The organism is Pseudomonas paraversuta, from assembly GCF_904067025.1.
Lineage (GTDB): Bacteria > Pseudomonadota > Gammaproteobacteria > Pseudomonadales > Pseudomonadaceae > Aquipseudomonas > Aquipseudomonas paraversuta.
In genome coordinates, this window is the sequence record NZ_CAJFDA010000001.1 from 395,936 (window position 1) to 417,518 (window position 21,583).

The window sequence follows — 21,583 nt, forward strand, 5'->3', positions numbered from 1 at the left end:
CCTACAGGTTTGGTCGGACGGTTACTGGGCGAGCACGCCTTTGAGGTAGGGCGCCGGCTCCGCGCCCAGATTGCTCAACAGGCGCTCGCTGTACCAGTCGACGAAGTTGACCACGCCGAACTCATAGGTTTGTGAGTACGGCCCCGGCTGATAGGCCACGGAGTTGATGCCGCGCTGGTTCTCTTCAGCCAGGCGCCGGTCCTGGTTGTTGGTGGCGTCCCACACGTTGCGCATGCGCTCCACGTCGTAGTCCACGCCTTCTACTGCATCCTTGTGCACCAGCCACTTGGTGGTGACCATGGTTTCCTGGGCGCTGATCGGCCACACGGTAAAGACGATGATGTGGTCGCCCATGCAGTGGTTCCACGAGTGCGGCAGGTGCAGGATGCGCATCGAGCCCAGGTCCGGGTTTTTAATCCGCCCCATGAGTTTTGCGCAGCCCTGTTTGCCATCCAGGGTCATGGATACGGTGCCCTTGAGCAGCGGCATGCGCACGATGCGGTTGCGCAGGCCGAAGCTGGCGTGGGCGTAGGGGATCTTTTCCGCATCCCAGGCCGCTGCCGAAGCCGCCACATGGTCCTTGAAGGCCTGATCGGCCCGGGGATCGGTGACGTCGTCCCATTCCAGCAGGGTTTTCAGCAGCTCCGGGTGCGACGCGTTGCAGTGATAACACTCGCGGTTGTTTTCCAGCACCAGCTTCCAGTTGGCCTTTTCCACCAGGGTGGTATGAATCGCCACCTTGGTGTTTTCCATGTCGTAGGGTTCCATGTAGTGGTTCAGGGTGGCCAGGAACTCGTCGATTGCGGGCGGGTTTTCGGCCAGGCTGATAAAGATGTAGCCACCTGCGGTTTTCACATTCACCGGCTTGAGGCCGTATTGCTTCATGTCAAAGTCGGCGCCCATCTCGGTGCCGGCAAACAGCAGGCGGCCATCGAGCTCATAGGTCCACTGGTGGTAATGGCACACCAGCTTGGCAACCTTGCCCTTCTCGGAAGTGCATAGCCGCGAGCCGCGATGCCGGCATACGTTATGGAATGCATGGACCTGACCCTCGGCACCGCGAATCACGATGATCGGGTTGTTGCCCACTTGCAGCGTCAGATAATTGCCCTTGGTCGGGATCTCGCAGGTCATGCCTGCAATCAGCCACTCCTTCTGAAAGATCTCCTGCATGTCGATTTCGAACAGGCGCTCGTCGTTATAAAACGGCTGCGGCAGCGAAAAAGTACGCTCACGGCTCTGCAACATCTCGGCGGTGGCCTTGCGTGCGGGTTCCAGTGGATCGCCCAGGCTCAGGGTTGCGGTGATGTCCATCGTTGTAATCCTCATGGCCATTCTATGTGGCCGAAAGTAGCTGCTCAGGGGTGCGACGCAAGGCAAAGCAATTAACGCTATCAGTGGCGCTGAGTGTGCGTTCCGGCCGGGCCGATGCCATATCTGCGGGCGACATGGCCCAATCTGTTCCCGACGCGCCAGCCCCTGTTTCAAGGGGCTGGTCGCGATAAGTATGTGAATGTCGCGAATAGGTAAATGGCCGCCCCGGGGCATGCGCAGAATCGCCAGCAAGAGGCCGGTTGTCGGCCGTGGAGAAGCCCATGTCCAACAGCTTTCTGAATCCGGTAACCACCCAGACCTGGGCCAACGGCCGACACATCGTGCGCTGCGTCAAAGTGATTCAGGAAACCTGGGATGTGCGCACCTTCTGCTTTATGGCTGACCAGCCGATCCTGTTCTTTTTCAAGCCGGGGCAGTTCGTGACCCTGGAGCTGGAAATCGACGGCGATCCGGTGATGCGCTCGTACACCATTTCCAGTTCGCCTTCGGTGCCGTACAGCTTTTCGGTGACCATCAAGCGCGTGCCGGGCGGGCGCGTCTCCAACTGGCTGCACGACACCTTGAGTGAGGGCCAGGAGCTGGCGGTACACGGCCCGGTCGGGCTGTTCAACGCCATCGACGCACCGAGCCCCAAGGTGCTGTATCTGAGCGGCGGGGTCGGCATTACCCCGGTGATGTCCATGGCGCGCTGGTTTTACGACACCAACGCCAATGTCGACATGGTGTTTATCCACAGCGCCCGTTCACCGAAAGACATCATTTATCACCGCGAGCTGGAGCACATGGCTTCGCGCATCGACAACTTCAGCCTGCACCTGATCTGCGAGAAGCACGGCCTGGGCGAGCCCTGGGCCGGCTACCGCGGCTATTTGAATCACAAGATGCTGGAGCTGATGGCGCCCGACTTCATGGAGCGCGAGGTGTTCTGTTGCGGCCCCACGCCTTACATGAGCGCGGTCAAGCGGCTGCTGGAAGCCAACGGTTTTGACATGAGCCGGTACCACGAAGAGTCTTTTGGTGCGACCCCGCCCGAGGCCCGGGCCGATGCGGTGGAGCAGGCCGAACAGGCGGCAGATGCGCCGGAGCTGGATCTGGCGGACCTCAACCAGGTGGAATTCACCGCGTCGGGCAAAAGTATCCGCGTGGGCCCGGCCGAAACCGTACACGCTGCGGCAGCCAAGTTGGGGCTGTTGATTCCCAAAGCCTGCGGCATGGGCATTTGTGGCACGTGCAAGGTGTTGAAGCTGGGCGGCGAAGTCGAGATGGAGCACAACGGCGGCATCACTGACGAAGACGTGGCAGAAGGCTACATCTTGTCTTGCTGCAGCGTACCCAAGGGCGATGTGCGGATTGAATTCTGATACCTGTAGGAGCGAGCTTTTTAAAACCACAGCTCGCTCCCACAGTGGGTGTTTGGGGGAGGACGGGAACAAAGATTGGAAACCACAGTCTTTAGGGGGCTTAAAGGCCGGTTGCCGCTAGCTTAGCCGGTGACTTTTCTTTATCGTACGCGCCCTCTGAAAACAGCTTGAGATCACCACCATGATGGAATCATCCCTTAGCAAACTGGAACAACTGGTCAGCGACCTGGTTCAACAAAAGCAGGAGCTGTTGGACACCAACGCTGCGCTGAACGCTGAACTGGCCCAGGCCAAAGACGACAACGAAAGCCTGCAACTGAGCCTGATGGAACAGGAAGAGAAGCAAGGTGCAACCGCTGCACGCATCCAGGCACTGGTTGAACGTGCGAGCACTGTCAGCGCATGAGCGAAGACAGAGACGGAATAAAAGTCGTCTCGATTCTGGGCAACGACTATTCGATCAAGGCGCCTGTGGGGGAGCTGCAAACCCTGGTGGCCGCATCGGTGATGTTGAACACTGCCTTGGCCGATACGAAAAGAAAGTACCCGAGCTTGATCGGGGACAAGTTGCTGGTGCTGGCCGCGTTGAATCTGTGTTCACAACAGATTGAACTCAAACAGCAGCACAAACAGGAAATCGACCGTTATCAAGAGCAAGTCAGCGCCACGGTCGAAGTGATTGAGCGGACTCTCGGGCAATCCTGAGTCTCGCAAAAAACAATCATCTTCTGTGGGCGCGAGCTTGTTCGTGAGCTGTTAGAAGCTCGCGAGCAAGCTCGCCCCTGCATTAATTTGCGCCCATCACTTCGCGGATATCCGCAGCCAGTTCCCGCACCCGCGCCTCTTCGGTGTCCCACGAGCACATGAAGCGTGCGCCGCCCTTGCCGATAAAGGTGTAAAAGCGCCAGCCCCTGGCTGTCAGCGCTGCCACAGCCGGTTCCGACAGTTGCAGGAACACGCCGTTGGCTTCCACCGGAAACATCAGCTCAACCCCCGGAATGTCACTGACCAGCTGGCTCAGCAATTGTGCGCAGTGGTTGGCGTGGCGTGAATGTTTGAGCCAGGCGTCGTTTTCCAGCAAGCCGACCCAGGGGGCTGACAGAAAACGCATTTTCGACGCCAGTTGCCCGGCCTGTTTGCAGCGATAGTCAAAATCCACTGCCAGGGCGTGATCAAAGAACAGAATCGCTTCACCCACCGCCATGCCGTTTTTGGTCCCGCCAAAGCACAGCACATCAACCCCGGCCTTCCAGCTCAGTTCCGCAGGCGTGCACCCCAGAAACGCGCAGGCGTTGGAGAAGCGGGCGCCGTCCATGTGCAACAGCAGGCCCAGCTCCTTGCAGGTAGCGCTGATGGCGCGGATTTCTTCCGGGCGATACACGCTGCCGACTTCGGTGGCCTGGGTGATGGTCACGACCCGCGGCTTGGGGTAGTGAATGTCTTTGCGCTTGAGGGCGATTTCGCGGATCGACTCGGGGGTGATCTTGCCGTTTTCAGTACGGGCGAGCAGCAGCTTGGAGCCGTTGGAGAAGAACTCCGGGGCACCGCATTCGTCGGTTTCGACGTGGGCGGTCTCGGAGCAGATCACGCTGTGGAAACTCTGGCACAACGACGACAGGGCCAATGAGTTGGCGGCGGTGCCGTTGAAGGCGAAGTACACCTCGCAATCGGTTTCAAACAGTTTGCGGAAATCGTTGGCGGCGCGCAGCGTCCACTCGTCATCACCATAAGAACGCTGGTGGCCGTGGTTGGCCAGCTCCATGGCGGCCCAGACTTCGGGACAGATACCGGAGTAGTTGTCGCTGGCGAATTGTTGGCTCTTGTCAGTCATTTCCCGGTTCCATGGTCGAAGATCGTGCTGCACTTTATCCAAGAATCCGGCGGGTGCACAGAATGCTCGACAGACTTCTTGTGGGAGCCGGCTTGCCGGCGATGGCAGATCAGGTATCGCCGGCAAGCCGGCTCCCACAGGGCATGAGTGATACCCGCTTTTGTCCCATGTCGTAAACGCACCTTTGTGTGGCGTCCATAGGCATTTGATCCGGGGGCGCCAGCTCTACCATCTGGCTCAAAGGGCAAGCCCTAACCGAGACCAAAGGCGCGCTGGCGCTGGGAGAACGCAATGTTCAGCAAGCAGGATCAGATTCAGGGCTACGACGATGCCTTGTTAGCGGCCATGAATGCCGAAGACCAGCGTCAGGAAGATCACATCGAACTGATTGCCTCCGAGAACTACACCAGTCGGCGCGTGATGCAAGCCCAGGGCAGCGGCCTGACCAACAAGTACGCCGAAGGCTACCCCGGCAAGCGTTATTACGGCGGCTGCGAGCATGTGGATAAAGTCGAGCAGCTGGCCATCGACCGTGCCAAACAACTGTTCGGTGCCGATTACGCCAACGTGCAACCGCACTCCGGCAGCCAGGCCAACGCAGCGGTGTATCTGGCGTTGCTCAATGCCGGGGACACCGTGCTGGGCATGAGCCTGGCCCACGGCGGTCACTTGACCCACGGCGCCAGCGTGAGTTTTTCCGGCAAGTTGTACAACGCCGTGCAATACGGCATCGACACCGCCACCGGCCTGATCGACTACGACGAAGTCGAGCGTCTGGCCGTCGAGCACCAGCCGAAGATGATCATTGCCGGGTTCTCGGCTTACTCCAAGTTTCTCGATTTTCCGCGCTTCCGGCAGATCGCCGACAAGGTGGGGGCTTACCTGTTTGTCGACATGGCCCACGTGGCCGGTCTGGTGGCGGCGGGCCTGTACCCGAACCCGCTGCCGTACGCTGACGTTGTGACCACCACCACCCACAAAACCCTGCGCGGGCCACGTGGCGGTCTGATTCTGGCCAGGGCCAACGAAGCGCTGGAGAAAAAATTCAACTCGGCGGTGTTCCCCGGCGGCCAGGGCGGGCCGTTGATGCACGTGATCGCCGCCAAGGCCGTGTGTTTCAAGGAAGCCCTGGAACCCGGCTTCAAAGCCTATCAACAACAGGTGATCGACAACGCCCGGGCGATGGCCGAGGTGTTTGTGAAGCGCGGTTACGACGTGGTTTCGGGCGGCACCGACAACCACCTGTTTCTGCTCAGCCTGATCCGTCAGGGCCTGACCGGCAAAGACGCCGATGCAGCCCTGGGCCGGGCCCATATCACGGTCAACAAAAACGCCGTGCCCAACGATCCGCAATCCCCCTTCGTGACTTCGGGCCTGCGCATCGGTACCCCGGCGGTCACCACCCGCGGTTTCAAAGTGGCGCAATGTACGGAGCTGGCCGGCTGGATCTGCGACATCCTCGATCACCTCGGCGATGCCGATATCGAGGCTGATGTGGCGCGCCAGGTAACGGCACTGTGCAAAGACTTCCCGGTTTATCGCTGAGCGCGGTTTTGGAGTAATCCCTATGCAACGGTATTCAGGCTTCGGCCTCTTCAAACACTCCCTCAGCCACCACGAAAACTGGCAGAAGATGTGGCGCACGCCGACCCCGAAAAAGGTTTACGACGTGATCATTGTCGGCGGTGGCGGCCACGGCCTGGCCACTGCTTACTATCTGGCCAAGGAGCACGGCATTACCAATGTAGCGGTGGTGGAAAAGGGCTGGCTGGGGGGTGGCAACACGGCGCGCAACACCACCATCGTGCGTTCCAACTATTTGTGGGACGAGTCGGCGCATCTCTACGAACACGCGATGAAGCTGTGGGAAGGCCTGTCCCAGGATCTGAACTACAACGTCATGTTCTCCCAGCGCGGGGTATACAACCTGTGCCATACCCTGCAAGACATCCGCGATTCCGAGCGCCGGGTCAGCGCCAACCGACTCAACGGGGTGGACGGCGAGTTGCTGAATGCGAAACAGGTGGCGGACGAAATTCCGTACCTGGACTGTTCAAAAAACACCCGCTACCCGGTAATGGGCGCCACCGTGCAACGACGTGGCGGCGTGGCCCGGCATGACGCCGTGGCCTGGGGCTTTGCCCGGGCCGCCGATGCGCTGGGGGTGGACTTGATCCAGCAAACCGAGGTACTGGGCTTTCGCAAGGAAAACGGGGTGTGCATCGGCGTCGAAACCAGTAAAGGTTTTATCGGCGCCAAGCGCGTAGGCGTGGTCACGGCCGGTAATTCCGGGCACATGGCACGCCAGGCCGGCTTCCGTCTGCCGATTGAATCGCACCCGCTGCAGGCACTGGTGTCGGAGCCGATCAAGCCGATTATCGACAGCGTGATCATGTCCAACACCGTGCACGGCTATATCAGCCAGTCCGACAAGGGCGACCTGGTGATCGGTGCCGGTATCGACGGCTACAACGGCTATGGCCAGCGCGGCTCGTACCCGGTGATCGAACACACCATTCAGGCCATCGTCGAGATGTTCCCGGTGTTGTCCCGGGTGCGCATGAACCGCCAGTGGGGCGGCATCGTCGATACCACGCCGGACGCCTGCCCGATCATCTCCAAAACTCCGGTGCCGAACCTGTTCTTCAACTGCGGTTGGGGCACGGGCGGGTTCAAGGCCACACCGGGCTCGGGCAACGTGTTTGCCGCCAGCCTGGCCAAAGGCGAAATGCACCCGCTGGCTGCCCCGTTTTCCATTGACCGGTTCCACAACGGCGCCCTGATCGACGAACACGGCGCTGCCGCTGTCGCCCACTAACAGGAGAATCACCCATGTTGCACATCTTCTGTCCCCATTGCGGCGAGCTGCGTTCCGAAGAGGAATTTCACGCCAGTGGCCAGGCCCACATTCCGCGTCCGCTCGACCCTGGCACCTGCACCGATGCCGAGTGGGGCGACTACATGTTCTTTCGCGACAACCCCCGTGGCCTGCACCACGAGTTGTGGAACCACGTGGCCGGCTGTCGCCAGTTTTTCAACGCGACCCGCAATACCCTGACCTATGAAATTCTTGAAACCTACCTGATCGGCAGCAAGCCGCAGTTCACCGAACAGGCTGCACCACTGACCACCACGGCCACTCGCGAGCTGGGAGAAAAGGTATGAGCCAGACCCACCGCTTGCCTAACGGCGGCCGCGTCGATCGCAACAAAGTGCTGACCTTCACCTTTAACGGGCAACAGTACAAAGGCTACGAAGGCGACAGTCTGGCCGCTGCCTTGCTGGCCAACGGCGTCGACGTGATCGGTCGCAGCTTTAAATATTCCCGGCCGCGGGGCATTTTTGCCGCCGGTGCCGAAGAGCCCAATGCGGTGCTGCAAATCGGCGCCACCGAAGCCACCCAGATCCCCAACGTGCGCGCCACACAACAGGCGCTGTATCAAGGGCTGGTGGCCACCAGCACCAACGGCTGGCCCAACGTCAACAATGACGTAATGGGGATTTTGGGCAAGGTTGGCGGCAAGCTGATGCCGCCCGGCTTTTACTACAAAACCTTCATGTACCCGCAGTCGTTCTGGATGACTTACGAGAAATACATCCGCAAGGCGGCGGGGCTGGGGCGTTCGCCAACCCAGAACGACCCCGATACCTACGACTACATGAACCACCATTGCGATGTGCTGATCGTCGGTGCCGGCCCGGCCGGACTGGCAGCAGCCCTGGCAGCAGCGCGCAGCGGCGCACGGGTGATAGTGGCCGATGAACAGGAAGAGTTCGGCGGCAGCCTGCTGGACAGCCGCGAAAGCCTGGACGGCAAACCGGCGATGGAGTGGGTAGCCGGGGTGATTGCGGCCCTCAAGGCGCTGCCGGACGTGTTGCTGCTGCCACGGGCCACGGTGAACGGCTATCACGACCACAATTTCCTGACCATTCACGAGCGCCTTACCGACCACCTTGGCGACCGCGCACCCATCGGCCAGGTGCGTCAGCGCATCCATCGGGTACGGGCCAAGCGCGTGGTGCTGGCCACCGGCGCGTGCGAGCGGCCGCTGGTGTATGGCAACAACGACGTGCCGGGCAATATGCTTGCGGGTGCGGTGTCGACCTATGTGCGCCGCTACGGCGTGGCTCCGGGTAAAAAACTGGTGCTGAGCACCAACAACGACCATGCCTATCGCGTGGCGCTGGACTGGCTCGACGCCAGTCAGCAAGTGGTGGCCATTGCCGATGCCCGCAGCAATCCCCGCGGTGCACTGGTCGAAGAGGCACGGGCCAAAGGCATCCGGATTCTGACCGGCAGCGCGGTGATCGAAACCCGCGGCAGCAAACATGTAACCGGTGCCCGTGTGGCGGCGATTGACCTTAAACAACACAGCGTCGCCAGCCCTGGCGAATGGCTGGAGTGTGATCTGGTTGCGACCTCCGGCGGCTACAGCCCGGTGGTGCACCTGGCCTCGCACCTGGGTGGCAAGCCGACCTGGCGTGAAGACATTCTCGGCTTTGTTCCCGGCGAAGCGCCGCAGAAACGCGTCTGCGTGGGCGGCATCAATGGCGTCTACAAGCTCGGCGACAGCCTGGCCGATGGCTTTGAAGGAGGCGTGCGGGCGGCCAGTGAAGCTGGTTTCAAACCGGTTGAGGGCGTGTTGCCCAAAGCCCTGAACCATCATGAAGAAGCCACCCTGGCGCTGTTTCAGGTGCCCCACGAAAAAGCCACTGCACGGGCGCCGAAGCAATTCGTCGACCTGCAAAACGACGTCACTGCAGCGGCCATTGAACTGGCCACCCGTGAAGGCTTCGAGTCGGTGGAACACGTCAAACGCTACACCGCCCTGGGTTTTGGCACTGACCAGGGCAAGCTGGGCAACGTCAACGGGCTGGCCATTGCGGCGCGTTCGCTGAACGTGACCATCCCGCAAATGGGCACCACAATGTTCCGCCCCAACTACACGCCGGTCACATTCGGCGCGGTGGCGGGCCGCCATTGCGGGCACATCTTCGAGCCGGTGCGCTACACCGCGCTGCAGAGCTGGCACGTCAAGCAAGGTGCCGAATTTGAAGACGTCGGCCAGTGGAAGCGCCCGTGGTACTTCCCGCGCAATGGCGAAGATCTGCACGCGGCGGTCAAGCGCGAGTGCCAGGCGGTGCGTGACAGCGTCGGCATTCTGGATGCTTCCACCCTCGGCAAGATCGACATTCAGGGCCCGGATGCCCGGGAGTTCCTCAACCGCATCTACACCAACGCCTGGACCAAGCTCGATGTGGGCAAGGCCCGCTACGGCCTGATGTGCAAAGAAGACGGCATGGTGTTCGACGATGGCGTGACCGCCTGCCTGGCCGACAACCATTTTGTGATGACCACCACCACCGGCGGTGCGGCCCGGGTTCTGCAATGGCTGGAGATCTATCAACAGACCGAGTGGCCGGAGCTGAAGGTGTACTTCACCTCGGTCACCGACCATTACGCGACCCTGACCCTGTCCGGCCCCAACAGCCGCAAGCTGCTGAGCGAAGTGACCGACATCGACCTGGACCGTGAGGCTTTCCCGTTCATGACCTGGAAGGAAGGTCTGGTGGGCGGCGTACCGGCGCGGGTGTTCCGTATCTCGTTCACCGGCGAGCTGTCGTATGAAGTCAACATCCAGGCTGACTACGCCATGGGCGTGCTGGAAAAAATTGTCGAGGCGGGCAAGCAGTACAACCTCACCCCGTATGGCACCGAGACCATGCACGTGCTGCGGGCCGAGAAGGGTTTCATCATCGTCGGTCAGGACACCGACGGTTCCATGACCCCTGACGACCTGAACATGGGCTGGTGTGTGGGCCGCACCAAGGCATTTTCATGGATCGGCTGGCGCGGGATGAACCGTGAAGACTGTGTGCGTGATCAGCGCAAACAACTGGTGGGCCTCAAGCCTGTGGACCCGACCAAATGGCTGCCTGAAGGCGCACAGCTGGTGTTCGACACCAAGCAGGCGATCCCGATGAGCATGGTCGGTCATGTGACCTCCAGCTACACCTGCGGCTCGCTGGGTTACTCGTTTGCCATGGGCGTGGTCAAAGGCGGCCTCAAGCGCATGGGCGAGCGGGTGTTCGCACCGTTGGCGGACGGCAGCGTGATCGAGGCTGAAATCGTGTCTTCGGTGTTCTTCGACCCCAAGGGCGAACGGCAGAATATTTGAATCAAGACCATCGCTGGCAGCCAGCTCCCACATGGGTTGCATTGCAAGTGTGGGAGCTGGCTTGCCAGCGATAGCGGTCGATCCTACATAACATTGCGAACGGGTGATTCATGACCACAGCCAACGTGTACCAACAACGCCCTGACTCGGGCGCGAAAGCCGAGTCATCGTTACACCACGCCAACCTCGCCGGGCTGATTGGCAAAGGCCGTAAAAATCCCGGTGTCATCGTGCGCGAGAAAAAACTTCTGGGGCATCTGACCCTGCGTGGCGACGCCAAAGACCCGGCCTTTGCCGAAGGTGTGCACAAGGCCCTGGGCCTGGAATTGCCGGTGGCCTTGAGCCTGGTGGCCAAGGATCAGACATCGCTGCAATGGATGGGCCCGGACGAGTGGCTGCTGATTGTGCCCGGTGGCCAGGAATTCGCTGTGGAACAAGCCCTGCGCGCAGCGCTGGCGGGGCTGCATATTTCGGTGGTCAATGTCAGTGGCGGCCAGCAACTGCTGGAGCTGAGCGGGCCCAACGTGCGTGAAGTGCTGATGAAGTCCACCAGCTATGACGTTCACCCCGACAACTTCCCGGTGGGCAAGGCCGTGGGTACGGTGTTCGCCAAATCGCAGCTGGTCATCCGCCATACCGGCGAAGACACCTGGGAACTGCTGATCCGGCGCAGCTTTTCGGACTATTGGTGGTTATGGTTGCAGGACGCAGCGGCGCAATACGGGCTGAGTGTCGAGGCCTGAGCAACGCGCGATCACATAACTGATTGTGGGAGCTGGCTTGCCAGCTTCCACAAGGGTTACGCCATTCCACACAATTACAAGGAACCCCCCCATGAGCCGCGCCCCGGATACCTGGATTCTCACCGCTGACTGCCCCAGCCTGTTGGGTACGGTGGATGCGGTGACGCGTTATCTGTTTGAGCACCGCTGCTATGTCACCGAGCACCATTCGTTCGATGACCAGCGTTGCGGACGGTTTTTCATTCGTGTCGAGTTCCGCCAGCCCGATGGCTTCGACGAGCACGAATTCCGCGCCGGCCTGGCCGAACGCGGCGAAGCCTTTGGCATGAGGTTCGAGCTGACCCCGCCTCACTACCGGCCCAAAGTGCTGATCATGGTGTCCAAAGCCGACCACTGCCTTAACGACTTGCTCTACCGCCAGCGCATCGGCCAGTTGTCGATGGATGTGGTGGCCGTGGTGTCCAATCACCCGGACCTTGAGCCGCTGGCCCAATGGCATGGCATTCCTTACCACCACTTCGCCCTCAACCCCGCCGACAAACCGGCGCAGGAGGCGAAGGTCTGGCAAGTGATCGAAGACACCGGCGCCGAGCTGGTGATTCTCGCCCGCTACATGCAAGTGCTGTCGCCTGAGCTGTGTCGCAAACTGGACGGCAAGGCGATCAATATCCATCACTCGCTGCTGCCCGGTTTCAAAGGCGCCAAGCCCTATCACCAGGCTTACGAGAAGGGGGTCAAGCTGGTGGGCGCCACTGCGCACTACATCAACAACGACCTGGATGAAGGCCCGATCATCGCCCAGGGGGTCGAGGTGGTGGATCACAGCCATTACCCCGAAGACCTGATCGCCAAGGGCCGCGACATCGAGGCGCAAACCCTGGCCCGGGGCGTGGGGTATCACATCGAGCGGCGCGTTTTCCTAAATGGAGGTCGTACGGTGGTGCTGTAACCGCAGCAGCCCGTTCTAAGCTGCAAGCTGCAAGTCACAGCAGACTGCTTGCGGCTTTTAGCTTGCCGCGTGCAACTGCCCTCAAATAACAACAAGGGTGAACTCGATGGCTGACAATCGCGGTGTGGTGTACCTGGGCAATGGCCAGGTGGAAGTGCAAAGCATCCCTTTCCCGAAGATGCAGAACCCGCAGGGCAAACAAATCAATCACGGCGTGATCCTGCGAGTGGTATCGACCAATATCTGCGGTTCCGACCAGCACATGGTGCGCGGACGCACCACGGCGCAAACCGGGCTGGTGCTGGGGCATGAGATTACCGGGGAGGTGATTGAGGCCGGGCGCGACGTGGAGCATTTGAAAGTCGGCGACCTGGTATCGGTGCCTTTCAACGTGGCGTGCGGCCGTTGCCGCAGCTGCAAGGAACAAAATACCGGGGTGTGCCTGACCGTCAACCCGGCCCGTCCCGGCGGCGCTTATGGTTACGTGGACATGGGCGACTGGGTCGGCGGCCAGGCCGAATATGTGCTGGTGCCCTATGCCGATTTCAACCTGCTCAAGTTGCCGAACCGTGACGCGGCGATGGAGAAGATCCGTGACCTGACCTGCCTTTCCGACATTCTGCCCACTGGCTACCACGGTGCCGTGACCGCCGGTGTCGGCCCTGGCAGCACGGTGTACATCGCCGGTGCAGGCCCGGTCGGTCTGGCAGCGGCGGCTTCGGCGCGACTGTTGGGCGCGGCCGTGGTGATTGTCGGCGACGTCAATCCGATTCGTCTGGCGCACGCCAAGGCCCAGGGTTTTGAAATTGCCGATTTGTCCAAAGACACTCCGCTGCACGAACAGATTGCCGAGCTGCTGGGCGAGCCCGAAGTGGATTGCGCGGTCGATGCGGTGGGCTTTGAGGCCCGTGGCCACGGGCATGACGGGGTCAAGCACGAAGCGCCGGCCACGGTACTCAACTCTCTGATGGGAGTGGTGCGGGTAGCGGGCAAAATCGGTATCCCTGGTCTGTACGTGACCGAAGATCCGGGTGCTGTGGATGCGGCTGCGAAAATGGGCAGCCTGAGCATTCGCTTTGGTCTGGGCTGGGCCAAGTCCCACAGTTTCCATACCGGCCAGACTCCGGTGATGAAGTACAACCGCCAACTGATGCAGGCCATCATGTGGGACCGGATCAAAATCGCCGACATCGTCGGCGTTGAAGTGATCAGTCTGGATGATGCTCCGCGTGGCTATGGCGAGTTTGATGCGGGGGTACCGAAGAAATTTGTGATCGATCCGCACAAACTGTTCAGCGGGGTCTGATCCCTGCACACACTGGCGCAGCGAACCGCTGCGCCAGTGATGCTTACAACGCAGCCAACGGGCCCTGGTACAACACTGGCCCGCTCGGCTGACCGGTGGTTGAGCCGCCCTTGGGTTCAAGACTCACGGCCAGCACAACATGGGGGCCAAGCAATTGCTGCTGGCTTTTGCTCAGACCGATCATACCGTCCCCGCCAGTGGGGATCAGGCCCAGTGATACAGGCTTGCCATCCACCGGAATCGCCCACAACTCCAGACTGCGCCCGGCATCGAGGGCTGCCAGTTGCAGCGGTTGAACCTGCAGATAGTCGGTGTGAGCTTCGATCCGCAAGCCCGGTTGCTCGGTGCCGCTGAGCAGGGTGGCCTTGTACTGGACGTTGTCGCGGGTATAGAGCAGGCCCACGGTGACGGCAATCAGCAAAGAGCAGATCACAGCCCCCGTGCGTAGCCAGGTCCAGAACGGACGCCTGGCCGGCACATGCAGTTTTTGTGGTTCGATGCGCGAGACGATTGCCTGCCATACGTGCTCGGGTACGGGCTGCGCAGACAGGGGTTCGGCCAGGCTGGCGAGATGGGTGTCCCACTGCGCCAGTTCGGCGCGCAAATGCGGGTCGTCCAGCAGCAGTTGTTCAAAACGTTTGCGGGCAGTGGGCGGCATCAGGCCAATGGCATAGTCGCCAGCCAGAGCCCGGCGCCGCTCGGCAGTTTGATAGTTCATGATTCGAGGCACCTGCGCAGACGTTCCATGCCCCGGCGAATCGAGGATTTGACTGTGCCCAGAGGCGCTGCCAGTTGCGTGGCCAGTTCGCTGGCACTGAAGCCATGGAAGTAGGCAATGGTAATGGTCTGGCGCTGCATGCCGTCCAGTTGCTCAAGGCAATGATTGAGGGCACGGGAGGAGCGGGCGCTGTCCAGTTGCTCATCGGCGCCCGGGGTGTCATCGGCCACGGCGTTCTGTTGCAGATCGCTTAACGGCAACTCCCGGTGTTTGCGCAGTTGGTCGATGGCCAGGTTGCGGGTGATGTTGATCATCCAGGTCAATGGCGCCGACAAATGAGCTTCATAGCGTGAGGCGTTGTGCCAGAGACGCACAAAGCTTTCCTGCACCACTTCTTCAGCAAGGTCGCGTCGGCCCATGCAACGCAGGGCTACGCTGTGCAAGCTGGGAGCAACGCTGCGGTAAAGGGTTTCGAAAGCGCGTCGATTGCCCAACGAGCATTGGGCCAGCAGCTGTCTCAGGTTCTCGGTGTTGGCAGTTAAAATACCGGTTCTCCCTACATGACTGGGGATGGCTCCATGCCAGTTGTCGGTTGAGATTAGTTGAGCATATAGAGTTATTCCATTCATGGCGGGGTTCCCATTGACCGGCCGCTTACCCTGGGTGCCCACCGGCCGGGCAGGCATGCACTATTCAGTCATCAGCACTTTGTCGACAGTTGCTGGCGGCAACAACCAGCCTCGGAAGGCTGGCAATCAACGGGGTTCTGATCGAGTTGCGTTTCATGGTCTGTGCCCTTGTCGGTTGGCAGGCGGTCAACAAGGTCTGTCCGTGCTTGATATACGCAGGCGAAGGCAAAGCGGATGCAGCGCGGGCAAACAATTTTTCAATTAAGATTGCGTGCCGTTTGATCCCGTAGTGGCATTTGGGAACATCTGCCGGTTTTTCGGGTCTTACACACAGTTTTGCCGTCGCGTTAATTGACGCGCGGCTCTTTGGATATAGAGGTTGATGCGATGAAAAAGTTGAGCGCAGTGGCACTGGCAACATTTATGACCGTGGCCGCAAGCCCGGTGTTTGCGGGTTTCAGCTTGAGCGATGTGGCTGGCGTCGCGGCTCAAATGCAGGGCGCCAACGGTAACGGCGCGACCACTGACAAGTCGGCACAAGCGGTACAGTTGCTGAGCAAGGTCAACGAACTTGGGGTCAAACCCGAGCAGGCGGCTGGCGGTGTTGGCGCGATGTTGAGCCTGGCGAAAAACCAGCTGACCTCAAGTGACTATTCCGAGCTGACCAAGCAAGTGCCGGGTGTTAACAAACTGGCTGGCGCCGGTGCCCTGGGTCAACTGAGCCAACTGGGCGGTTTGCTGGGCAAGACCAATGGCGTGTCCGAAACCGCGACCAGCGCTGTGAGCAACGTGGCCAATACCAGCCAGCTTGATGCTGCGTTCTCTGCGCTGGGCATGCAGGACGGAATGGTCGCCAAGTTTGCTCCGGTCCTGCTGGACTACTTCAAAGGCCAGAACGTCAGCACTTCGCTGCTGAGCAAACTGGGTAGCGCCTGGGGCGTTTAAGATCACTCGCGCTCGGCACGCAAGGTGCTGATGCGCTGATCTTTCTTGATCCAGAGCTGGTTGACCCAGCTCTGGATCTGCTGGCGAAACAGCGGATCATTCTCGTAATCCCCCTGACATAACGCCGGGTCCAGTTGGTGGATCTGAATGTCGACAATCACCTTGGGCACTTGCCCGCTGATCAATGCCCAAAAGCCCGGAATTTTTGCCTGTGGATAAACCACGGTCACGTCGAGCACGGCATCCAGCTGTTCGCCCAGGGCGGCCAGTACAAACGCCACGCCGCCCGCCTTGGGTTTGAGCAGGTAGGTGTAGGGCGATTGTTGCCGGGCGCGCTTGGCCGGGGTGAAACGCGTGCCTTCAAGGTAATTGACCACGGTCACCGGCTGGCGCTTGAAAAGCTCGCAGGCTGCCCGGGTGATTTTCAGGTCTTCACCTTTGAGTTCCGGGTGTCTGGCGAGGAAGGCTTTGGAGTAACGCTTCATGAACGGGTAGTCGAGCGCCCACCAGGCCAGGCCCAGAAAGGGCACCCAGATCAGTTGTTTTTTGAGGAAGAATTTGAAGAACGGCGTACGCCGGTTAAGGCCCTGCATCAGCGCCGGGATATCCACCCAGGATTGATGATTGCTGATCACCAGGTACGAGGTATCGCGGCTCAGCCCTTCAGCGCCGCGAATGTCCCATTGGGTGGGCAGGCACAGGGCGAAAATGCGTTTGTCGATTTCAGACCAGGTCTCGGCGATCCACATCACGGCCCACGAATTGTAATCGCGCAGGCGACCCGGCGAGATGAGTTTGAGCAGGGCAAACAGCATCAAGGGGCCAAACAGGATGAGGGTGTTGCACAGCAGTAGCAGTGTGACCAGACAGCCGGTGAGCAGGCGGCGCATAAGTAACTCTTGAACGTTTAATGACAGGCAATGATAAGCAGAGCCTTGCCGAACGCCAAATCGGCGTATCGACAAATGTTTCACGCGCCAGCCGCTATCGTTCACCCGACACTGTAGAAGCGGGCTTGCTCGCAATAGCATCACCACGGTAAATGAATTAAACGAGTTGCCAGCATCGCGAGCCAGACTCGCCCCTGCAGGCAGCGTCAAACCGAAGGAAACTGTCTTTATGAAGTCTGTTCTAGCCTTGCTCTCTGTATTGGCATTGCCGGTGATGGCCGCCGAGCCGACCCTGTACGGGCGCTACGAATACATCAAGTTGCCGGAAATCGGTGAAACCCTGAAAGCCAAGATGGACACCGGTGCCCTGACCGCGTCGCTGTCGGCCAAAAACATCCAGACCTTTACCCGCGATGGTGACGACTGGGTACGCTTCCAGCTGGCCACCGAAGGTGCGAGCAGCAAGGTGTACGAACACAAAGTGGCACGCATCAGCAAAATCAAAAGCCGCGCCGATGAAGACGAAGACAAGGACGCGAGCGAAAGCGCCAAGCGCCCGGTGGTCGATCTGGAAATGTGCCTGGGCAATGTCAAACGCACGGTTGAGGTCAACCTCACCGACCGCAGCAGCTTCAACTACCCGCTGCTGATCGGTGCCAAGGCGTTGCGCGAGTTCGGTGCCGCGGTTAACCCGGCCCGTCGTTATACGGCAGACAAGCCTGATTGCTGATGCGACCTGGCCCTACCCTGCGGGGTAGGGTCAACGCTTGAGCAAGCCTCGCAGGCTGATCCACGCCGGTATGCCCAGCCCTATCCAGCTCAGCGAATCCCAGGCGCCATCGTCCAGCAGTGCGCAGAACAACCCGGTGGCGCCCACCAGGGCTATCGCCAGCGGAATGGAAAACACCTTCCAGAAACTCGACTGACGCGGTTTCATCGGGTGCTCTCCTGTGCCGCGCGGCGACGTACCCACCACAGGTACAGGCCACTGCCCAGGACCACGATGGTCAGCAGGTCGAGTGCCGCCCACAGGATTTTCATCGGCATGCCGCCGTAGTCGCCAAAGTGCAGCGGCTGCGACATGCCCATGGCATCCATGTACCAGGGCCGTCCGGCCACGGCGGTGACTTCAAGGTTGCTGGCGTCGATCAGGACCGGAGTCAGCAGGTGTGAGGTCAGATGAGTACTGCCTTTCATGAACACCGAGTAATGGTGTTCGCTGGAGAACCGGGTGCCGGGGAAGGCGATAAAGTCCGGCTGCATGTCGGGTGCTGCCCTGGCGGCGATGTGCAACAGATCACTGGCAGGTGCCAGGTGAGTCAATGGCGGGGCGTCGCGGTAGGGTTCGATCATGGCGCTGAGGGTTTCAGCACGCCAGGCAGCGATGATCAGGTCGGCGCTGGCGCTGATCACCCCGGTCACGCCCACCACCAGTGCCCAGGTCAGGGTCACGACGCCAATCAGGTTGTGCAGGTCGAGCCAGCGCAGGCGCCGGGACTTGTCGGTGCGCACGGTGGCGAAGTCATGGCGGCGCATGAACGGCAAGTACAAAACGGTGCCGGAGATGATCGCCAGTACGAACAGGATGCCCATGAATGCCAGCAGCAGTTTGCCGGGCAGGCCGGCAAACATGTCCACGTGCAGGCGCAGCATGACCATCATGATGCCACCGTTGGCGGAGGGCACATCAATCGCCTCGCCGGTGCGTGCATCGAGCATGAAGGTATGGGACGAATTGGGTTCGGTACCTGCGGTGGGGGCCATGATGGTCAGGACGGCGTTGGGTTCATCGTCGTCCCAGCCGAAATACTGCATGACCTCGCCCGGCCGGTGGGCCTGTGCGGCGAGCACCAGTTGTTGCAGATCGAGGGTTGGAGTACCGGCGGGCAATTCCTTGACCTGCGGCGCGTCGCCCAGCAGATGGTCGATTTCATGGTGAAAAATCAACGGCAGGCCGGTCAGCGCCAGCATCAGCAAAAACGCGGTGCAAATCAGGCTGGTCCAGGTGTGAATGAAGGACCAGCGGCGGATGGTTTTGCTTTTCATGACATTCCCAAATGCAAAAACTCCCCTGCAGGAGCGAACTTGTCTCGCGATGCCGGCCCCTCGGTCGGGGGATGATTTCATCGCGAGGCAAGCTCGCTTCTGCAGGTGGGTATTGGTGTTGCGTTTAGCGGGTTACCACTTGTAGTTGACGCTGGCCATGATGTTGCGGCGGTCGCCGTAGTAGCAGTAGAAACCATCGCAGGTCGACAGGTATTGCTTGTCGAACACGTTGTTGGCGTTAACCGAAACCGTGGCGCCCTGCAGTGATTTGTTCATCTTGCCAAGGTCGTAATGCACCGCCGCATCGTAGACGGTATAGGCGTCTGTATGACCGTAGGAAGCGTCCGGTACATAGGCCATGCTGCCAATGGCGATGTTGTCGGTCTCGCCGATGTAGCGGGCACCAAAGCCTACGCCGAAGCCTTCCAGCGCGCCTTTGTGCCAGGTGTAGTCAGCCCAGATAGAAGCCTGATGCTCGGGGGTCAGCGGCAGTGGACGGTTCTTGTCCAGCGGGTCGGACACCTTGGTCATTTTGGTGTTGGCGTAGGTATAGGCTGCCGTCAACTTCAGGTTCTCGTTGACGTTGCCCACCGCTTCCAGTTCCAGGCCACGCACGTTGGCTTCACCCAGCGGACGGCTGACGCCCAGCGTATCGCTCAGCACAATGTTCTTGCGGGTCAGGTCATAGACTGCGGCGGTAAACAGCATGTCGCTGCCCGGAGGCTGGTACTTGAGGCCCAGTTCGTACTGCTTGCCGGTGCCGGGCTTGAATGATTTGCCGGCAAAACCGCCCGGTTCGGCCTGGAAGGATTCGGCGTACGAAACATAAGGCGTGAAGCCGGAATCGAATACATAGCTCAGTGCGGCATTACCGGTAAAGGCGCTGTCGTCACGTGTGTCGCGGGCATTGTTCTCGTTGTAGAACGTGGTGTCGGTGTGCAACCAGTCCTGACGTCCGCCAAGGGTCAAGCGCCAGTTGTCCAGAGCCATCTGGTCTTGCAGGTAAAGACCGGTGTCGCGGGTTTTCTGGTTGTAGTCGTTGTAGGTGGTGTATTTGACGTTGCTGAAATCCTGCCCGTAGATCGGGTTGATGATGTTGCTGGCAGGCGCGGCGCCGTAATCCCATTTGTAGTTGGTATTGACGCGCTGATGGTCGAGACCGATCAACACGGTGTGCTTGATTGCGCCGGTGTCGAAGTCGGCCTGGAAATTGTTGTCCACGGCGAACTGGCTGATGTCTTCATCCACCACGTTGGCCCCGCGCTCAACCGTACCATCGTCTGCCACCGAGCCGTAGTAACCGCCCGCCGTGATGCCCTGGAAGGCCAGATCGCTTTTGGTGTAGCGCAGATTTTGACGGAACTGCCACACGTCGTTCAGGCGGTGCTCAAACGCATAGCCCAGTGCGTAGTAGGTCTTGTCGTAGAACTCCCACTTCGGATCACCGAGGTTTTCGTGATACTTCACCTTGCCCGCAGGCGTGGACACCTTGGTGCCTTGCAGCGGCAAGAACTGGCTGGTGATCCCGGTGTCATCACGGTTGAACTGGCTGAGGAAGGTCAGCTTGGTGTCTTCGTCAATGTTCCAGGTCAGGCTCGGTGCAATGTTGTAGCGCTTGTCTTCGTTGTGGTCGATGGCGGTGTTGCTGTCACGCACCACGCCGCTGACGCGGTACAGAAAACGTCCTTCATCATCAATCGGGCCGGTGCTGTCGAAGCTGATCTGCTTGCGCTGATAGCTGCCGATCTGCATCTGTACTTCGTGGCTGGCGCTGTCTTCCGGGCGCCGGCTGACCATATCCAGCAGGCCGCCGGCAGGTGTCTGGCCGTAGACCGATGACGCCGGGCCGCGGAGCAGGGCCACGCGTTCCAGGTCCCAGGTTTCAAGCTTGGGCATGGCATAGGTGCCCTTGGGCAATGGCAGGCCATCGAGGAACTGGGTTGGCTCGAAACCTCGCACCTTCAGCCATTCTGCACGGCTGTCGCTGCCATAGCTGCTGGCCGTTACGCCCGGCATGTAACGCACCGCATCATCCAGGTTCTGCACCGCCCGGTCCTGCATCTGGCTGCGGGTGGCGACGGAGATCGAGCGCGGGGCTTCGAGCAGGGACGTGTCGGTCTTGGTGCCGGCGGCGGTACGTTGGGCGAGGTAGCCGTCCACCGGGCCCCACGGGCTTTCATAGCTGCTCTGGCCGCTGATGGTGGTGGCTTCCAGCGCCACCACCCCTTCAGGAATGGCGATCAGGCTGAAGCTGCCGGCGCTTCCCGGCACCAGTTGCAGGCCACTGTCGCGCAACGCCTCGCGCAATGCAGTGCTGGCCTCGAACGAACCCTGGACCGGGGCTGACGTTTTACCTGCAACCAGGGCCGGATCGATGGCCAGGGTGATACCCGACTGGCTGGCGATCTGGTTCAGGGTGGCGGCCAGCGGTCCGGCGGGCAGGTTGTAGCTGCGCGCAGTCGGGGCCTGTTCGGCGGCGATGACGCAGGTGCTGGTCAGCGGGATGCTGAGGGCGATGGCTACGGCTAACAGGCCAGGGCGCAAAAAGGTGTCGAGGGAGCGGGACATTCGGCGGGTTCCTGAATGGAAATGTTTCTCAATGACTATCTGCCGAACGAGATCCGAAAAGTGATAGGGCTGATTGAAAATAA

The 21,583-nt window shown here is 60.3% G+C and carries 20 protein-coding genes; 12 read left to right on the plus strand and 8 right to left on the minus strand.

Going from position 1 to position 21,583, the window contains the following annotated elements; all coding sequences use genetic code 11:
• Positions 1-21: 21 nt before the first annotated feature.
• Entirely contained in the window at positions 22-1,314 is a 1,293-nt protein-coding gene (gbcA, locus tag JQ848_RS01865) for a glycine-betaine demethylase subunit GbcA (RefSeq protein WP_004419538.1), read from the minus strand.
• 281 nt (positions 1,315-1,595) lie between these two features.
• On the opposite strand from gbcA, the gene gbcB reads away from it, so the two are divergent.
• The 3 genes from gbcB to JQ848_RS01880 all read left to right on the plus strand — a co-directional run bounded on the left by gbcB (position 1,596) and on the right by JQ848_RS01880 (position 3,401).
• Complete coding sequence (gene gbcB / locus JQ848_RS01870; RefSeq protein ID WP_004419536.1) at positions 1,596-2,696, plus strand: glycine-betaine demethylase subunit GbcB; 1,101 nt, start codon at positions 1,596-1,598, stop codon at positions 2,694-2,696.
• A 181-nt stretch (positions 2,697-2,877) separates the two neighbouring features.
• Positions 2,878-3,102 carry a hypothetical protein gene (locus tag JQ848_RS01875; protein WP_004419533.1) on the plus strand — a complete coding sequence of 75 codons (225 nt, stop codon included), beginning with the start codon at positions 2,878-2,880 and terminating at the stop codon, positions 3,100-3,102.
• Entirely contained in the window at positions 3,099-3,401 is a 303-nt protein-coding gene (locus JQ848_RS01880) for a cell division protein ZapA (protein ID WP_004419530.1), read from the plus strand. Before JQ848_RS01875 ends, JQ848_RS01880 begins: the two co-directional genes overlap by 4 nt.
• Positions 3,402-3,483: 82 nt before the next feature.
• Here JQ848_RS01880 and JQ848_RS01885 read toward each other — a convergent pair whose 3' ends face one another.
• Positions 3,484-4,527 carry a threonine aldolase family protein gene (locus JQ848_RS01885; protein ID WP_161719918.1) on the minus strand — a complete coding sequence of 348 codons (1,044 nt, stop codon included), beginning with the start codon at positions 4,525-4,527 and terminating at the stop codon, positions 3,484-3,486.
• A gap of 291 nt (positions 4,528-4,818) precedes the next feature.
• Between JQ848_RS01885 and glyA the strand changes: the two genes are divergently transcribed.
• The 7 genes from glyA (at position 4,819) to fdhA (ending at position 13,704) form a co-directional block, all read left to right on the plus strand.
• Positions 4,819-6,072, plus strand: coding sequence for a serine hydroxymethyltransferase (glyA, locus tag JQ848_RS01890; RefSeq protein ID WP_127196515.1), 1,254 nt, complete (start codon positions 4,819-4,821; stop codon positions 6,070-6,072).
• A 22-nt stretch (positions 6,073-6,094) separates the two neighbouring features.
• Positions 6,095-7,345: a sarcosine oxidase subunit beta gene (locus tag JQ848_RS01895; protein ID WP_202210218.1), complete on the plus strand. Its 1,251-nt coding sequence runs from the start codon at positions 6,095-6,097 to the stop codon at positions 7,343-7,345.
• 14 nt (positions 7,346-7,359) lie between these two features.
• Positions 7,360-7,692, plus strand: a complete 333-nt coding sequence (locus JQ848_RS01900; RefSeq protein ID WP_004419517.1) for a sarcosine oxidase subunit delta — start codon at positions 7,360-7,362, stop codon at positions 7,690-7,692.
• On the plus strand, positions 7,689-10,706 hold the full coding sequence (locus tag JQ848_RS01905; RefSeq protein ID WP_004419514.1) for a sarcosine oxidase subunit alpha: 3,018 nt from the start codon (positions 7,689-7,691) through the stop codon (positions 10,704-10,706). Before JQ848_RS01900 ends, JQ848_RS01905 begins: the two co-directional genes overlap by 4 nt.
• Before the next feature lie 110 nt (positions 10,707-10,816).
• Positions 10,817-11,449, plus strand: a complete 633-nt coding sequence (locus tag JQ848_RS01910) for a sarcosine oxidase subunit gamma (protein WP_004419513.1) — start codon at positions 10,817-10,819, stop codon at positions 11,447-11,449.
• 91 nt (positions 11,450-11,540) lie between these two features.
• The gene (gene purU, locus JQ848_RS01915) at positions 11,541-12,398 is read left to right on the plus strand and encodes a formyltetrahydrofolate deformylase (RefSeq protein ID WP_004419510.1); all 858 of its coding nucleotides are present in this window, start codon (positions 11,541-11,543) and stop codon (positions 12,396-12,398) included.
• A gap of 106 nt (positions 12,399-12,504) precedes the next feature.
• Positions 12,505-13,704, plus strand: a complete 1,200-nt coding sequence (gene fdhA, locus JQ848_RS01920) for a formaldehyde dehydrogenase, glutathione-independent (protein WP_160626618.1) — start codon at positions 12,505-12,507, stop codon at positions 13,702-13,704.
• Between the two features lie 43 nt (positions 13,705-13,747).
• Here the strand turns inward: fdhA and JQ848_RS01925 are convergent, their stop codons facing one another.
• Both JQ848_RS01925 and JQ848_RS01930 read right to left on the minus strand, forming a co-directional pair.
• A complete protein-coding gene (locus JQ848_RS01925) occupies positions 13,748-14,422 on the minus strand; it encodes an anti-sigma factor (RefSeq protein WP_202210219.1) in 675 nt (224 codons plus the stop codon).
• Positions 14,419-15,051, minus strand: a complete 633-nt coding sequence (locus JQ848_RS01930) for an RNA polymerase sigma factor (RefSeq protein ID WP_202210220.1) — start codon at positions 15,049-15,051, stop codon at positions 14,419-14,421. The genes JQ848_RS01925 and JQ848_RS01930 overlap by 4 nt, the downstream gene beginning before the upstream one ends.
• Before the next feature lie 387 nt (positions 15,052-15,438).
• Between JQ848_RS01930 and JQ848_RS01935 the strand changes: the two genes are divergently transcribed.
• A complete protein-coding gene (locus tag JQ848_RS01935; protein WP_004419500.1) occupies positions 15,439-15,996 on the plus strand; it encodes a DUF2780 domain-containing protein in 558 nt (185 codons plus the stop codon).
• A gap of 2 nt (positions 15,997-15,998) precedes the next feature.
• Here JQ848_RS01935 and JQ848_RS01940 read toward each other — a convergent pair whose 3' ends face one another.
• On the minus strand, positions 15,999-16,886 hold the full coding sequence (locus JQ848_RS01940) for an acyltransferase (RefSeq protein ID WP_161719912.1): 888 nt from the start codon (positions 16,884-16,886) through the stop codon (positions 15,999-16,001).
• Positions 16,887-17,115: 229 nt separating this feature from the next.
• On the opposite strand from JQ848_RS01940, the gene rloA2 reads away from it, so the two are divergent.
• On the plus strand, positions 17,116-17,616 hold the full coding sequence (rloA2, locus tag JQ848_RS01945) for a retropepsin-like aspartic peptidase RloA2 (protein WP_004419495.1): 501 nt from the start codon (positions 17,116-17,118) through the stop codon (positions 17,614-17,616).
• A 30-nt stretch (positions 17,617-17,646) separates the two neighbouring features.
• On the opposite strand, the gene JQ848_RS01950 is transcribed toward rloA2, so the two are convergent.
• The 3 genes from JQ848_RS01950 to JQ848_RS01960 all read right to left on the minus strand — a co-directional run bounded on the left by JQ848_RS01950 (position 17,647) and on the right by JQ848_RS01960 (position 21,500).
• The gene (locus JQ848_RS01950) at positions 17,647-17,823 is read right to left on the minus strand and encodes a hypothetical protein (RefSeq protein WP_004419493.1); all 177 of its coding nucleotides are present in this window, start codon (positions 17,821-17,823) and stop codon (positions 17,647-17,649) included.
• Positions 17,820-18,932, minus strand: coding sequence for a PepSY-associated TM helix domain-containing protein (locus JQ848_RS01955; protein ID WP_004419491.1), 1,113 nt, complete (start codon positions 18,930-18,932; stop codon positions 17,820-17,822). The genes JQ848_RS01950 and JQ848_RS01955 overlap by 4 nt, the downstream gene beginning before the upstream one ends.
• Positions 18,933-19,064: 132 nt before the next feature.
• Positions 19,065-21,500, minus strand: a complete 2,436-nt coding sequence (locus JQ848_RS01960) for a TonB-dependent siderophore receptor (RefSeq protein ID WP_202210221.1) — start codon at positions 21,498-21,500, stop codon at positions 19,065-19,067.
• Between the last annotated feature and the right edge of the window lie 83 nt (positions 21,501-21,583).

Excerpts from the sequence above, each read along its gene's own strand:
- gbcA (WP_004419538.1), bottom strand. The coding sequence starts at position 1,314 with ATGGACATCACCGCAACCCTGAGCCTGGGCGATCCACTGGAACCCGCA.
- gbcB (WP_004419536.1), top strand. The coding sequence starts at position 1,596 with ATGTCCAACAGCTTTCTGAATCCGGTAACCACCCAGACCTGGGCCAAC.
- JQ848_RS01875 (WP_004419533.1), top strand. The coding sequence starts at position 2,878 with ATGATGGAATCATCCCTTAGCAAACTGGAACAACTGGTCAGCGACCTG.
- JQ848_RS01880 (WP_004419530.1), top strand. The coding sequence starts at position 3,099 with ATGAGCGAAGACAGAGACGGAATAAAAGTCGTCTCGATTCTGGGCAAC.
- JQ848_RS01885 (WP_161719918.1), bottom strand. The coding sequence starts at position 4,527 with ATGACTGACAAGAGCCAACAATTCGCCAGCGACAACTACTCCGGTATC.
- glyA (WP_127196515.1), top strand. The coding sequence starts at position 4,819 with ATGTTCAGCAAGCAGGATCAGATTCAGGGCTACGACGATGCCTTGTTA.
- JQ848_RS01895 (WP_202210218.1), top strand. The coding sequence starts at position 6,095 with ATGCAACGGTATTCAGGCTTCGGCCTCTTCAAACACTCCCTCAGCCAC.
- JQ848_RS01900 (WP_004419517.1), top strand. The coding sequence starts at position 7,360 with ATGTTGCACATCTTCTGTCCCCATTGCGGCGAGCTGCGTTCCGAAGAG.
- JQ848_RS01905 (WP_004419514.1), top strand. The coding sequence starts at position 7,689 with ATGAGCCAGACCCACCGCTTGCCTAACGGCGGCCGCGTCGATCGCAAC.
- JQ848_RS01910 (WP_004419513.1), top strand. The coding sequence starts at position 10,817 with ATGACCACAGCCAACGTGTACCAACAACGCCCTGACTCGGGCGCGAAA.
- purU (WP_004419510.1), top strand. The coding sequence starts at position 11,541 with ATGAGCCGCGCCCCGGATACCTGGATTCTCACCGCTGACTGCCCCAGC.
- fdhA (WP_160626618.1), top strand. The coding sequence starts at position 12,505 with ATGGCTGACAATCGCGGTGTGGTGTACCTGGGCAATGGCCAGGTGGAA.
- JQ848_RS01925 (WP_202210219.1), bottom strand. The coding sequence starts at position 14,422 with ATGAACTATCAAACTGCCGAGCGGCGCCGGGCTCTGGCTGGCGACTAT.
- JQ848_RS01930 (WP_202210220.1), bottom strand. The coding sequence starts at position 15,051 with ATGAATGGAATAACTCTATATGCTCAACTAATCTCAACCGACAACTGG.
- JQ848_RS01935 (WP_004419500.1), top strand. The coding sequence starts at position 15,439 with ATGAAAAAGTTGAGCGCAGTGGCACTGGCAACATTTATGACCGTGGCC.
- JQ848_RS01940 (WP_161719912.1), bottom strand. The coding sequence starts at position 16,886 with ATGCGCCGCCTGCTCACCGGCTGTCTGGTCACACTGCTACTGCTGTGC.
- rloA2 (WP_004419495.1), top strand. The coding sequence starts at position 17,116 with ATGAAGTCTGTTCTAGCCTTGCTCTCTGTATTGGCATTGCCGGTGATG.
- JQ848_RS01950 (WP_004419493.1), bottom strand. The coding sequence starts at position 17,823 with ATGAAACCGCGTCAGTCGAGTTTCTGGAAGGTGTTTTCCATTCCGCTG.
- JQ848_RS01955 (WP_004419491.1), bottom strand. The coding sequence starts at position 18,932 with ATGAAAAGCAAAACCATCCGCCGCTGGTCCTTCATTCACACCTGGACC.
- JQ848_RS01960 (WP_202210221.1), bottom strand. The coding sequence starts at position 21,500 with ATGTCCCGCTCCCTCGACACCTTTTTGCGCCCTGGCCTGTTAGCCGTA.